Source organism: Streptomyces cellostaticus (assembly GCF_023630175.1).
In the GTDB taxonomy this organism is placed as follows: domain Bacteria; phylum Actinomycetota; class Actinomycetes; order Streptomycetales; family Streptomycetaceae; genus Streptomyces; species Streptomyces cellostaticus_A.
This window is the reverse complement of record NZ_JALLIN010000005.1, coordinates 142,242-154,050: the sequence shown is the minus strand read 5'-3', so window position 1 is coordinate 154,050 and position 11,809 is coordinate 142,242. Positions and strand designations below refer to the sequence as shown.

The 11,809-nt window shown below is 71.5% G+C and carries 13 protein-coding genes and 1 tRNA gene; 4 read left to right on the top strand and 10 right to left on the bottom strand.

Translation table 11 applies throughout. The features are described 5' to 3' along the window. Positions 1–116 precede the first annotated feature (116 nt). The 5 genes from MXD57_RS04965 to MXD57_RS04945 all read right to left on the bottom strand — a co-directional run bounded on the left by MXD57_RS04965 (position 117) and on the right by MXD57_RS04945 (position 3,744). Positions 117–869 carry a class E sortase gene (locus MXD57_RS04965; protein ID WP_250400031.1) on the bottom strand — a complete coding sequence of 251 codons (753 nt, stop codon included), beginning with the start codon at positions 867–869 and terminating at the stop codon, positions 117–119. 13 nt (positions 870–882) lie between these two features. Then, complete coding sequence (locus MXD57_RS04960) at positions 883–1,941, bottom strand: class E sortase (RefSeq protein WP_250400030.1); 1,059 nt, start codon at positions 1,939–1,941, stop codon at positions 883–885. Continuing rightward, positions 1,938–2,576 (bottom strand): aminodeoxychorismate/anthranilate synthase component II, encoded by a 639-nt coding sequence (locus tag MXD57_RS04955; RefSeq protein ID WP_250400029.1) that lies wholly within the window; start codon positions 2,574–2,576, stop codon positions 1,938–1,940. Before MXD57_RS04955 ends, MXD57_RS04960 begins: the two co-directional genes overlap by 4 nt. Further along, positions 2,573–2,734: a hypothetical protein gene (locus MXD57_RS04950; protein ID WP_250400028.1), complete on the bottom strand. Its 162-nt coding sequence runs from the start codon at positions 2,732–2,734 to the stop codon at positions 2,573–2,575. Before MXD57_RS04950 ends, MXD57_RS04955 begins: the two co-directional genes overlap by 4 nt. A gap of 221 nt (positions 2,735–2,955) precedes the next feature. After that, positions 2,956–3,744 (bottom strand): DUF881 domain-containing protein, encoded by a 789-nt coding sequence (locus tag MXD57_RS04945; RefSeq protein WP_250400027.1) that lies wholly within the window; start codon positions 3,742–3,744, stop codon positions 2,956–2,958. A gap of 140 nt (positions 3,745–3,884) precedes the next feature. On the opposite strand from MXD57_RS04945, the gene crgA reads away from it, so the two are divergent. Then, positions 3,885–4,139, top strand: a complete 255-nt coding sequence (gene crgA / locus MXD57_RS04940) for a cell division protein CrgA (RefSeq protein ID WP_143630171.1) — start codon at positions 3,885–3,887, stop codon at positions 4,137–4,139. A 261-nt stretch (positions 4,140–4,400) separates the two neighbouring features. On the opposite strand, the gene MXD57_RS04935 is transcribed toward crgA, so the two are convergent. Further along, positions 4,401–5,285 (bottom strand): rhomboid family intramembrane serine protease, encoded by an 885-nt coding sequence (locus MXD57_RS04935; RefSeq protein WP_250400026.1) that lies wholly within the window; start codon positions 5,283–5,285, stop codon positions 4,401–4,403. Between the two features lie 119 nt (positions 5,286–5,404). Then, positions 5,405–5,938: a peptidylprolyl isomerase gene (locus MXD57_RS04930; RefSeq protein WP_250400025.1), complete on the bottom strand. Its 534-nt coding sequence runs from the start codon at positions 5,936–5,938 to the stop codon at positions 5,405–5,407. A gap of 241 nt (positions 5,939–6,179) precedes the next feature. Between MXD57_RS04930 and MXD57_RS04925 the strand changes: the two genes are divergently transcribed. Beyond that, entirely contained in the window at positions 6,180–6,878 is a 699-nt protein-coding gene (locus tag MXD57_RS04925; protein ID WP_250400024.1) for a DUF5324 family protein, read from the top strand. Between the two features lie 248 nt (positions 6,879–7,126). On the opposite strand, the gene MXD57_RS04920 is transcribed toward MXD57_RS04925, so the two are convergent. Both MXD57_RS04920 and MXD57_RS04915 read right to left on the bottom strand, forming a co-directional pair. Further along, entirely contained in the window at positions 7,127–7,492 is a 366-nt protein-coding gene (locus MXD57_RS04920) for a hypothetical protein (RefSeq protein WP_250400023.1), read from the bottom strand. 229 nt (positions 7,493–7,721) lie between these two features. Continuing rightward, positions 7,722–7,794 (bottom strand) — tRNA-Ala (locus MXD57_RS04915). Positions 7,795–7,977: 183 nt separating this feature from the next. On the opposite strand from MXD57_RS04915, the gene MXD57_RS04910 reads away from it, so the two are divergent. Both MXD57_RS04910 and MXD57_RS04905 read left to right on the top strand, forming a co-directional pair. Then, positions 7,978–8,526: a helix-turn-helix domain-containing protein gene (locus MXD57_RS04910; RefSeq protein ID WP_250400022.1), complete on the top strand. Its 549-nt coding sequence runs from the start codon at positions 7,978–7,980 to the stop codon at positions 8,524–8,526. 85 nt (positions 8,527–8,611) lie between these two features. Then, a complete protein-coding gene (locus tag MXD57_RS04905; protein ID WP_250400021.1) occupies positions 8,612–10,147 on the top strand; it encodes a serine/threonine-protein kinase in 1,536 nt (511 codons plus the stop codon). Here MXD57_RS04905 and MXD57_RS04900 read toward each other — a convergent pair. Next, complete coding sequence (locus MXD57_RS04900; RefSeq protein WP_250400020.1) at positions 10,111–11,457, bottom strand: hypothetical protein; 1,347 nt, start codon at positions 11,455–11,457, stop codon at positions 10,111–10,113. The two genes, MXD57_RS04905 and MXD57_RS04900, sit on opposite strands and share 37 nt — an antisense overlap. Positions 11,458–11,809: the final 352 nt, after the last annotated feature.

Sequence of the window (11,809 nt, the reverse complement as noted above, 5' to 3'; positions counted from 1 at the left end):
GACGCGGAAGCCCCTCGCGGCGGCCGGGGTCCCGGATGGAAGCGCCGTCGCACCCCTGAGGTTCCTCGGGCACGGACACGGGCCCGGGCCCGGCGCCGCGGGGAGGGCCGGTCACCTCAGCGCAGCTCCGCCGGCGGCGTCCGCTCGCTGTTCACCTTGTCCACGCGGACCAGTTCGCCCCACACCACGTACCGGTAGCGCGAGGTGTAGACGGGGGTGCAGGTGGTCAGGGTGATGTAGTGGCCCGGCTTCTTCCTGCCCGATTCCTCGGGGATCCCGGAGAGGACCTCGACGTTGTACTTCGAGGTCTCCGGGAGGATCGAGTAGACCTTGTAGACGTACCAGTCGTCCTTCGTCTCGAAGACGATCGGGTCGCCTTCCCTCAGCTTGTCGATGTTGTGGAACTTCGCGCCGTGACCGTCCCGGTGGGCGGCCAGGGCGAAGTTGCCCTTCTTCCCGGTGGTGGGCAGCGCGGCCTTGACGGGATCCGTGTAGTAGCCGGCCACACCGTCGTTCAGGATGTCCTCATCGGTGCCCTTCTCCACCAGTACCGCGCCGTTGCGCATCGCGGGGACGTGCAGGAAGCCGATGCCGTCCTTGGTGTCCAGCGCGCCGGGACCCGTGTCGGTGGACCGGGCCCAGTGGTCGCGGACCCGGTCGGCCTGCCGGTCCGCCTTGCGGTCCGCTATGACGTTCGTCCACCACAGGGAGTAGACGACGAACAGGCCCATCACCACGCCCGCGGTGATGAGCAGTTCACCGAGGAAGCTGACCGCCAGCGCGACCCGGCCGGGGCCTCGGCGGCCCGGGACGGGCGTCGCGCCGGACGCGTCCGTGTGGTCTTCGGTGTCGTCGGCGGTCGCTGCCACAGTCTTGTTGCCCCTACTCGATGAGCGCGTCCGGCTTGCCCTTGCTGCGCGGGCGTTCCTCGATCATCTTGCCCCAGACGATCAGCCGGTACTTGCTGGTGAACTCCGGCGTACAGGTGGTGAGGGTGATGTAGCGGCCCGGCCCGGTGAACCCGGAGCCCTTGGGCACCGGGTTCAGGACGCTGGTGTTGGACGGCGGGGTCACCGGCAGCATCGAGGTCACCTTGTACACGAAGTACGTGTCCTGCGTCTCGACCACGACCGGGTCACCCGGCTTCAGCCTGTTGATGTACCGGAACGGCTCACCATGCGTGTTGCGGTGCGCCGCCAGCCCGAAGTTGCCCGTCCTCGCGTCCGGCATCGCCGTCTTCAGCGGGTCCTCGCCGTAGTGCCCGACCATCCCCTTGTCGAGCACCTTCTTGTTGCTGACGCCCTCGGCGATCGGCGCCACCACGTCCAGCTCGGGGATGTGGAGTATCGCGAAGCCCTGCCCCGGCTCGAACACCCCCGGGGCCCGCTTGCCGTTCGCCCAGTCGTCCTGCAACTGGTGCGTCTCGCTGCCCGCCTGCGCGTGCGCGCGGACGTTCGTCCACCAGAGCTGGTAGGTGACGAACAGCAGCATCAGCACGCCGGTGGTGATGAACACCTCGCCGATCGCCCGGCTCGCGATGACACCGGGGCCCGGCTTGCGCAGCCTCGCCTGCCGCCGGGCCTCGACACGGGACAACGGCCGGCCCGCCCCCGGTCCGGCCGGGGACGCGGCCTCCCGGGGCGCTGCGCCGTGACGCCCTCCGCGCCGCTTGGCGGCCTTCCTGCGGGCCGCACGGCCACCCTCCGAGGGTCCGGAGGCGGCGGAGTCGGAAGAGGCCCCTGAGGCGCCCAGGGCCCCGTTCCCGGGGCCCCCTGCCGGATCGGGGAGCCGCAGCGCCATCGTCTCGTCGTCGAGAGCGGCCCGGTACGGCTCTCCCGGCGCCGACCCCGCGACGTGCCACTGCCCGAGCGCACCGGAGGCCTCGTACGACTGATCCCCGTACGAGGCATCGGTCTCGCGCTCCGGGCGCAGCGCGGTCACGCCGTGGCCCTGCCCACCACCGGGGCCAGCCCCGCCGACCTCGCCACCGCGCCCTCGTCGCCGCACTCCACCAGCCAGTTGGCCAGCATCCGGTGCCCGTGCTCGGTCAGCACCGACTCGGGATGGAACTGCACGCCCTCGACCGGGAGTTCACGGTGCCGCAGGCCCATGATGATGCCGTCGTGGGTGCGGGCCGTGACCTCGAGCTCGTCCGGGACGGTCGCGGGCTCCGCCGCCAGCGAGTGGTAGCGGGTCGCCGTGAACGGCGAGGGCAGTCCGGCGAAGACACCCCGGCCCCCGTGCTCCACCGGCGAGGTCTTGCCGTGCAGCAGTTCGGGCGCCCGGTCCACCACACCGCCGTAGGCGACCTGCATCGACTGCATGCCCAGGCACACCCCGAAGACGGGGACGCCGGTCGCCGCGCAGTGCCGGACCATGTCCACGCACACACCCGCCTGCTCCGGCGTGCCCGGTCCCGGGGACAGCAGCACTCCGTCGAAACCGTCCTGCGCGTGCGCGGTCGACACCTCGTCGTTGCGCAGCACCTCGCACTCGGCGCCCAGCTGGTACAGGTACTGGACCAGGTTGAAGACGAAGCTGTCGTAGTTGTCGACGACGAGAATCCGCGCGCTCACTGGTTGTCCACCGTCACATCGTTGAAGGGCAGCAGCGGTTCGGCCCAGGGGAAGACGTACTGGAAGAGGACGTAGACCACGGCCAGGGCCAGGACGAGCGAGACCAGTGCCTTCACCCACACGTTCCCCGGCAGATGCCGCCAGATCCAGCCGTACATGCCGTCCCTTCCGTCTCACCACGGCACCGGTAACCCACGCCGTACGGCACCAGACTAACGGCGTGGAGCCTCGGTTGGCCTGACTCCGCGGGCTGCTTGGTCAGCGCGGGGGACCCGCCCGGACGCGTGTACCCGGACGTACGTGACAGGGGGCCGATCACCTCAACGCCGGCCGCCGCGGTTCGGCGGCGGCGGCGCACCACCGGGCCCGGGGCCGGCGGCTACCGCGCGGGCTGCGCGTAGTGGAGGTTGACGGTGCCCGAGTAGCCCGGCAGGGTCACCGTCCCGTCCTCGGTGACCTTCCAGCCCAGACCGTAGACGTTGACGTACACCATGTAGGTCTGGATCGCCTTGCTCGCGGCGAGCGACTGCCGCAGCCGCTCCGGGTCACCCACCGCGGTGATCTTGTACGGCGGTGAGTAGACGCGGCCCTGGAGGATCAGGGTGTTGCCGACGCACCGCACCGCGCTGGTGGAGATCAGCCGCTGGTCCATGACCTTGATGCCCTTGGCCCCGCCCTGCCACAGCGCGTTCACCACGGCCTGCAGGTCCTGCTGGTGGATGACCAGGTAGTCGGGCTGCGGCTCGGGGTAGCCAGGGAGCTTGGCGGTGGCGTTCGGCGGGGCGTCGTCGAGGGTGACGGTGACGGCGCTGCCCTTGACCTCCTGGGTGCCCGCGCCCTTCTCCAGGCCGCTCAGCCTCTCGTCCTGCGCCCTGGAGCTGCCGCCGTCGCCCTCGGCGAGCGACTCCACGTCGTCGCGCAGGGCCGCGTTGGACTCGTCGAGCTGCTTGTTCTTGTGGCTGCGGTCCTGGATCAGGTCGGACAGCTTGAGCAGGGAGGCGTCCTGGCGGATGTCGGTGCCCTTGGCCGTGTTGAAGCTGGTGACGAAGATCAGGCCGGCCAGCGCGAACACCGCCACCGTGAGAATCCGCGCCGGGCGCAGGCGTGGCGGACGAACGGGTCCGGAACCCGTTGATCCCGTCCCGGGGGAGTCGGCAGAATTGCTCAACGTACCCTTATCTCCTTCGGCGCCGCGGAAGGACTACGCTAACGGACGCCCGGGGGAGCGCTAAGTGTCCCCTTGTACGCTGCCCCGGACCGACCCAGTTACCTGCGCGGCCACGCAGCGCATCGACAGGAGAGACCCTCGTGCCGAAGTCACGTATCCGCAAGAAGGCCGACTACACGCCCCCGCCCGCGAAGCAGGGGCAGGCCATCAAGCTCACCAACCGCGCCTGGGTCGCGCCGGTCATGCTGGCCATGTTCCTGATCGGCCTGGCCTGGATCGTCGTCTTCTACGTCACGGACGGCTCGCTGCCCATCGACAGCCTGGACAACTGGAACATCGTGGTCGGTTTCGGCTTCATCGCCGCCGGGTTCGGTGTCTCCACGCAGTGGAAGTAGCCTGCTCCGGACCGGCTCTGCCCAGGGCTGTTCACTGAGTTATCCACAGGATTGCAACGTCGTCCACACCCTCCTGGGGAAAAGACTACGATCTGTGGATAACCCACTGGCCGTTGACGCCGGTATGACTGCCCCATCAGCACCCGGACACCCGTTCGCCCCCTGCCCCACCTGCGGAAACACATCCGAGCGGCAGGGGGCACAGCCGTGGCGGCACCGTGTGCACAAGATTCACCACACATTGTGGACAACGGTTCGACGTCAGGTGAGCTGAGCGGTTCTGACCAGCACCAGGACCACCACCACGGCCAGGACGAGCGCACAGGTGCCGTACTGGATCAGCGACCGCCGCTCACGCGGGGCGTGCACCATGGCGTACCCGGTGACGACACCGGCGACCAGGCCGCCGATGTGGGCCTGCCAGGCGATACTGCCCCAGCCGAAGGTGATGATCAGGTTGATCACCAGCAGGGCGATGACCGGGCGCATGTCGTAGTTGAGCCGGCGCATCAGCACCGCCGTGGCCCCGAAGAGCCCGAAGATGGCGCCCGAGGCGCCGAGCGAGGCCGTGGAGGGCCCTTCGAGCAGATACGTCAGGGCGCCGCCGGCCAGTCCGGAGACGAAGTACAACGCAAGGTAGCGGGCCCGGCCGAGCGCCGCTTCGAGCGGTCCGCCGATCCACCACAGGCTGAGCATGTTGAAGGCGATGTGCCAGATCTCCTGGTGCGTGAACATCGAGGTCACGAAGCGGTAGTACTCGCCCTCCGCGACACCCATCGTCGGCTGGTAGGGCTTCGGGGGCCACTGCCCGATGAGAACCAGGTGCTCCAGCAGCGAGCTCTCGGCGCGCACCGCGATGAACACGGCGATGTTGATCCCGAGGAGGATCTTGGTGACCAGCCGGGGATCCGCCGTCACCGTCCCTCCCGCCACCGTGCGCGGGCGGGAGGCGGCCGGGGAGTGGCCGGTGCCCGAGCCGGCTCGGACGCATTCGGGGCACTGGAAGCCGACCGAGGCGCTGACCATGCACTCGGGGCAGATGGGGCGCTCGCAGCGGGTGCAGTGCACGCCGGTCTCGCGGTCCGGGTGCCGGTAGCACACGGGCACGCTCCGGGCATCGTGCGTGCGGTCTGCGGCGTGGTCCATGAGCACCCCTTGCTGGTCGTGGGCCTTCCCCCGGGCACTACCCCGCCCCGCTCTTCCTTACGGACGAGCGGGGCGTTTGGTTCCCTGCGACGGCTCGGGGGGCGCGAGCGCGCCCGCGCTCAGCTTGCGCGCTTCTCGACGACGACCGACTCGATGACGACGTCGTTGACCGGCCGGTCGTTCGGCTTGGTGGTGGGCACGGCGGCGATGGCGTCCACCACCTTCTGGCCGGCCGGGTCGCTGACCTCGCCGAAGATGGTGTGCTTGCGGTTCAGCCAGGTCGTCGGGGAGACGGTGATGAAGAACTGCGAGCCGTTGGTGCCCGGGCCGGCGTTGGCCATGGCGAGCAGGTACGGCTTGTTGAAGGACAGGTCCGGGTGGAACTCGTCCTCGAACTCGTAACCGGGGCCGCCGATGCCGCTGCCCAGCGGGTCGCCGCCCTGGATCATGAAGCCGCTGATCACCCGGTGGAAGACCGTGCCGTCGTAGAGCCGGTCCGTGCTCACGGTGCCGGTGCCCGGGTGCGTCCACTCACGCTCGCCCTGTGCGAGTTCGACGAAGTTCTTGACGGTCTTCGGCGCGTGGTTCGGGAACAGCCGTACCTCGATGTCGCCGTGGTTGGTCTTCAGGGTGGCGTAGAGCTGCTCGGCCACGGTGTGCCTTCCGTTGTCCTCGTGTAACCCCCCGATCCTCGCACGGCCGGGGTCGGGTGGCGCCTCGCCGCGGCGAGTTCCGCGGAGAGGGAGCGCACGGCGGGGTTTCGTGGCAGTGTCGTCGACAAGCCCCTGTTGCACCCATATGCCCGCCCACGCATGCCGCACCGGCGCGCGGGAGGCATGATCCGTAAAAGGGTGGAAAGTCGAATTACCGTACGCCACCGAGGAGGAGGAACCCGTGACCCGCATTGACAGCGTGCGCGCCGCGACCGGCTCGGCGAAGGACAGCGTGCTGCACGCCGCGGAAGTGGTGGCGCCCTACGCCGACACGGCCAAGGAGCGTGCCGCGCACTACGCGCAGGAGGCACGCGTACGGCTGGCGCCCGTGGTGTCGCAGGCCGCCGAACAGGCCCGCGAACAGTACGACGCCCGGCTCGCCCCACGCCTGGAACAGGCCCGTGCGCATGTGCCGCCGAAGGTGGACACGGCCGCGCACGAGGCCGCCGTCCGCACCCGAAAGGCTGCCCGGCAGGCGGCCGAGTACTCACGTCCGAGGATCGAGCAGGCGGTGGCCGCGGCCGCGCCGGTGGCGGACGAGGCCGCCACGCGGGGCGCCGCGGCGCTGGCCGCGCTGCGCGGACAGGTCACGGCTGAGGAGATCCGGAGGCTCGCGCGCAGGAACGAGCGGCGCCACCGGGCCGGCCGCGCCATGAAGGCGCTGGCACTGCTGGGCCTGGTGGCGGGGGGCGCCTTCGCCGCCTGGAAGTGGTGGGACAGGCAGGCCAACCCCGACTGGCTGGTGGAGCCGCCCGCCGCGACCGAGGTGCCGGAGTCGGGCCTCGGTTCGGTGGACGGCAGTGGCTCCGCGGTCCTGGACCCCGAGGTCCAGGCGAAGCAGGCCGAGGACGAGGCCGCCGACCGCGACGACAAGGAGTGAGACGGCGCCACCTCAGCCGTCCGGACATGTGGAGACGGGGCGGATGACGACCGGTCGTCCGCCCCCCTTCCGTTTCACGTGAAACGGGCCCGAAGAAGCCGACGAAGAAGCCCTCCGACGCCGCGTTCTCGCAGTTCGGAGGGCTTTTTCCAAGCGGATCCCAAGGGCTGCCCCGTCATCCCCGGTCGATCAGCGCACGGCGTCAGATGCGGTGCGTCGCGAAGGGGCCCCGGCTCGCACGGCGGGCCTCACAGTCGGTCCGTCAGGTCCTCGGCATACACCTGGGACAGTGGCTGGGGGCCGATGTACTGCTGGCAGTTGCATTGCCCTGCCTCATAGCGCAAGGGTTTCTTGTTCTCGTCCCAGGCCACGGGTACCTCTACGTGTTCATGGCAGCGGCCTTGCTTGTCGTGCTTGGCCAGATGGTGCGTGCACCCGCACACGGGCTCCGGCGCGCGGTGGCCCGCTTCGACGGCGAGACGTTCCTGCTTCGCCGCGTCCATCAGTTCCAGCTTCCGCTCGTGCCGGTTCCTGAACGCGGTCCGTACGGTGTCGGCGGCCCACGCGAAGCCACCCGTCCAGAAGAGGATCAGCACCCACCAGAACCAGTCCATCTCGGTATCCTTCCCCCGCTGCGACCGCACGTGGTGAGGCCGTCCCGCCTCCTCGGCACCGGGTGTACGGCCACCGAGGCGTGCCGCTCAGGATAGACGCCGGACGAGCCGACCCCGGTGGAGACCGGAACGCGGTCGCCGGAGTCCGAGACGGTCCCGCCGCTCGGTGGAGGGCGGCAAAAAAATGACCCTCCAACCGCGTTGCCGCAGGTCAGAGGGTACTTATCCGTGGAGCCTAGGGGAGTCGAACCCCTGACATCCGCCATGCAAAGACGGCGCTCTACCAACTGAGCTAAGGCCCCGGAAAGGAAGCGTCCGGCCGGAGGAACCACGTCCCGGGCGGGCGCCGGGCACCAGAGTACCGGGTCACCCCCCGTATCCCGCAAAAAGATTGGGGGTCCCGGCGAATGACCACTCTCCGTAAGATGCTCGACGTGGTTCGCTACAGCGAACCACGGTTTCAGGGGTAGCGATGGGGAGACGCAATGGACGCCGCACAGCAGGAAGCCACCGCGAGAGCGCGGGAGCTGCAGCGGAACTGGTACGGAGAGCCGTTGGGGGCGCTCTTCCGTAAGCTCATCGACGATCTCGGGCTCAACCAGGCCCGGCTCGCGGCGGTGCTGGGGCTGTCGGCTCCGATGCTGTCGCAGCTGATGAGCGGCCAGCGCGCGAAGATCGGCAATCCCGCCGTGGTTCAGCGGGTGCAACTGCTGCAGGAGCTGGCGGCCCAGGTGGCGGACGGCAGCGTCAGCGCGGCCGAGGCGACCGAGCGGATGGACGAGATCAAGAAGTCCCAGGGAGGCTCGGTGCTGAGCAACACCACGCACACGACCAACAGTTCCGGTGCGCCGACGGTCAAGCGCGTGGTGCGCGAGATCCAGTCGCTGCTGCGCTCGGTGGCAGCGGCGGGCGACATAATCGAGGCTGCCGACGGCCTCGCCCGGACCCACCCCGAGCTGGCAGAGTTCCTCCGGGTCTACGGGGCCGGCCGCACCTCCGACGCGGTCGCGCACTACCAGTCCCACCAGAGCTGATCCCACGGCCCGGTCCCCGGCGGGGGGTCCGGGGCCGGGCCGGGGCCACTCGTCAAGGGGCCGGGGGGAGGAGCGGGGGACTGCCATGGGTGAGGTCTTCGCCGGCCGGTACGAACTGGCCGACCCGATCGGGCGCGGCGGTGTGGGTGCCGTCTGGCGCGCCTGGGACCACCGGCGCCGGCGCTACGTGGCCGCCAAGGTGCTCCAGCAGAGCGACGCCCACTCACTGCTGCGCTTCGTCCGCGAGCAGGCCCTGCGCATCGACCATCCGCATGTCCTCGCCCCGGCGAGCTGGGCGGCCGACGACGACAAGGTCCTCTTCACCATGGACCTGGTCGGGGGCGGCTCACTGGTCCACCTGGTCGGTGACTACGGCCCGCTTCCGCCGGTCTTCGTGTGCACCCTGCTGGACCAGCTCCTGTCCGGCCTCGCCGCGGTGCACGCGGAAGGCGTCGTGCACCGCGACATCAAGCCCGCCAACGTCCTGCTCGAGGCGACCGGAACCAGCCGGCCGCGGCTGCGGCTGTCCGACTTCGGCATCGCCATGCGGTTCGGTGAGCCCCGCCTGACGGAGACCAACCTCGTGGTGGGCACGCCCGGTTATCTGGCGCCCGAGCAACTGCTGGGATCGGAACCGGACTTCCCGGCCGATCTGTTCGCGGTGGGGCTGGTCGCCCTGTATCTGCTGGAGGGTGCCAAACCGGACGCCAAGGCGCTGGTGCGGTACTTCACGGAACACGGAACACCCGGCCCGCCCAAGGGAGTTCCGGACCCGCTCTGGCAGATCGTCGCCACCCTGCTCCAGCCCGATCCGGCGTCCCGGTTCCGCACCGCCACGGGAGCGCGCAAGGCGCTCGCCTCCGCCGTCGAGCTTCTCCCGGAGCCGGGCCCGGACGACGAGTCGATCGAGATATTCGATCAACTCGGGCCTCTGCCGCCCGGCTTCGGGCCCGGCGGCCCACTGACACCCGCCTCCGGGACCCGGGTGCGGCCGACGCCGCCGACCGCGGACACGCATACCGGTGCGGGAGGCGACGGCACCGGGAGTTCCGGTGCGGAGCGCTCCGTCACCGGCTCGATGTCGGACACGGGGAGCTTCCATCTCCCGCCCCCGCGACCGACGCCGAGCCCGCAGCCGTACGCCCGGCACGCGGAGCGGGCGGCTCCCTCCGTGCCGCGGGACGACGGGTACCCGGCCGGGCACTCCCCGACTCCCGTCACGGAGCCCGCCCCCCACCCTGCGCACGCATCGGCACAGCGTCCGGAGCCGTCGCCCGGGTTCCACGCCGGCCCGCATCCCGCGCCGCCACCCCCGAAGGCCTCGGTCACCCCGACAGCGCCAACCGTACCGGCGCCCTCCACGCCACCGGGCGCGTGGCCGCGACCGCGCGCCGACACCTCCACCGCGTCGTACACCGCCGAGGACCCGCGCGTCCCCCCGCCCGCCCGGCCGGCGGCCGCGCCCTCCCCCGGCACCTCGGCCCGGCGCCCGTCCGGGCACGGCCGCCGGGCCCGTCGGGCGGTCCGGCGCCCCGGGCCCCCGGCGAGGGCGGTGATCCCGATCCTGCTCCTCGCGCTGGTCTGCTACGCCGTGGGGTTCTGGGCACTGGCCCGCGTCTGAGCCCGCCGGGCCGCCACGGTCCACCCGCCCAGCACCAGCAGCAGCGCGGTCCCGGTGCCGATGCCGCCGGCCGCGAGTGCCCTCATCGCGAGGCCGCCGCCTGCGGTGCCGCCGCGCGCCGCGGCCCGCCGGTCCTGCTCCGTGACCGTGAAGACGTCCTGCGGCTCCGGGCGCCCGGCGTACCGCGGCCCGGCGTGCGCCCGTCCGCCGACGCTCACCCGCAGTGTCACGTGGAACGGGCCCGTCCCGAAGGTGCCGGCCATCTTCTCGCTGAGGTGCAGCACGAGGTAGTAGTCCCCGGCGAAGCGCACCGCGTTCTCCCCGGTGAGCACGGCGTACCGGTTGCTGTACTCCACGGGCGGCAGCGGATCGGGGGTCGCGGACCTGCGGGTGCCGGTGTAGCCGAGGGAGGCGCCGTCGACGTATCCGCGCACGGGGTTGTACAGCGAGAGGTTCAGCGCGCCGCCGACATAGCCGTGCCCGCCGGTGGAGGCGTCCAGTTCGGCGACGGCGTGCATCCGCCGGCCCCAGTCGACCGGGACCTTGTAGAAGAGGGTGTCACCGGGTGCGATGCCGGTCCGCCAGACCCCCTGGCCCAGCGGCCGGGCGGAGGCGAACCCGGCGCCGGCGGCGCGCTCGTGGGGTTCGCCGGCGAGCGGCTCGGGAGAGGCGGCGCCCGGGTCCGGGGGCGCGGTGGTGGGCCCGGCGGCAGCCAGGGCGGGTTCGGTGGCGGGCGCGATCTCCAGGTCCCAGCGCGGCGCCGGGGCCGCCGTGCCGCTCGCGGAGCCCCCGGCGCTCAGTCGCTCGACGCGCAGGTAGTAGCTTCCGGCTCCCTGGCACAGCGAGCGCCCGGTCTGCCGCTGTCCCAGGGCGGTCACCGGGCGGGCGCTGAGTCCCGCGCCGAAGAGCGCGGAGGCGGTGGAACAGCGGGTGCCGCGCGCGTCCTCCAGCGACACCCGGATGCCGTCGGTGGCGCTGCCGGTGGTGCCCGCCGGAGGTACGGCGGTGACCGGGGCGTACGCGGACTCGGCGGCGGTGAGGTCGAGGCGGTAGGTGAGGGAGCCGCTCCCCGGAAGGGAGTCGCGGTAGATCCGGCCCGGCTCCAGGCGCGGCGCGTCCGCGGTGCCGGTGGTGCCCGTGACGGTCCGGCCGGCCGGGTCGAAGGCGTACGGGTCCGCTGCCACGGCCGCCGCCACCGCGCACGCGCCGGGAAGCGCCGCCACGGCGCACAGCACGGCCGTCACCGCGCCCGCCCGGCGGGCGGCGGCGCCCCGCCGCCGCCACCACGTCCCGCGCACTCGCCCCCGCACGTACCGCCCCCTCACGCTCCGCGCCCTGTCGCCGCGCCCGCACGTCTCGCGCCGGCGCATCCGGCCGTGGCTCATCCTGCCCCGGGCGCGCGTGCGCCATCCGGGGAATCGGTACGGCCGTCCGAATCACCGGTACCGGCGCGTGCCGGGCCGGCGTCCCCCCGGGCGGGCGGCGTACACCATGACCCGACAACCGGCAACACGAACCATCGGACCACCGGACAATCCGACAAAAGGACTGGAAGGGCCAGGAAGAGCGGCCCCGGGCCCGCGGAGAACCCCGTCCCCGCGTCCGCCCGGACAACACAAAACCCCGACCGCGAGGGCGGCCGGGGTCTGATCAGATTCTGAA

What these genes read in the sequence shown, in the direction of transcription:
- MXD57_RS04920 (WP_250400023.1), bottom strand. Translation starts at nt 7,492, where the DNA reads ATGGACTGGTTCTGGTGGGTGCTGATCCTCTTCTGGACGGGTGGCTTC.
- MXD57_RS04905 (WP_250400021.1), top strand. Translation starts at nt 8,612, where the DNA reads ATGGGTGAGGTCTTCGCCGGCCGGTACGAACTGGCCGACCCGATCGGG.
- MXD57_RS04950 (WP_250400028.1), bottom strand. Translation starts at nt 2,734, where the DNA reads ATGTACGGCTGGATCTGGCGGCATCTGCCGGGGAACGTGTGGGTGAAG.
- MXD57_RS04935 (WP_250400026.1), bottom strand. Translation starts at nt 5,285, where the DNA reads ATGGACCACGCCGCAGACCGCACGCACGATGCCCGGAGCGTGCCCGTG.
- MXD57_RS04910 (WP_250400022.1), top strand. Translation starts at nt 7,978, where the DNA reads ATGGACGCCGCACAGCAGGAAGCCACCGCGAGAGCGCGGGAGCTGCAG.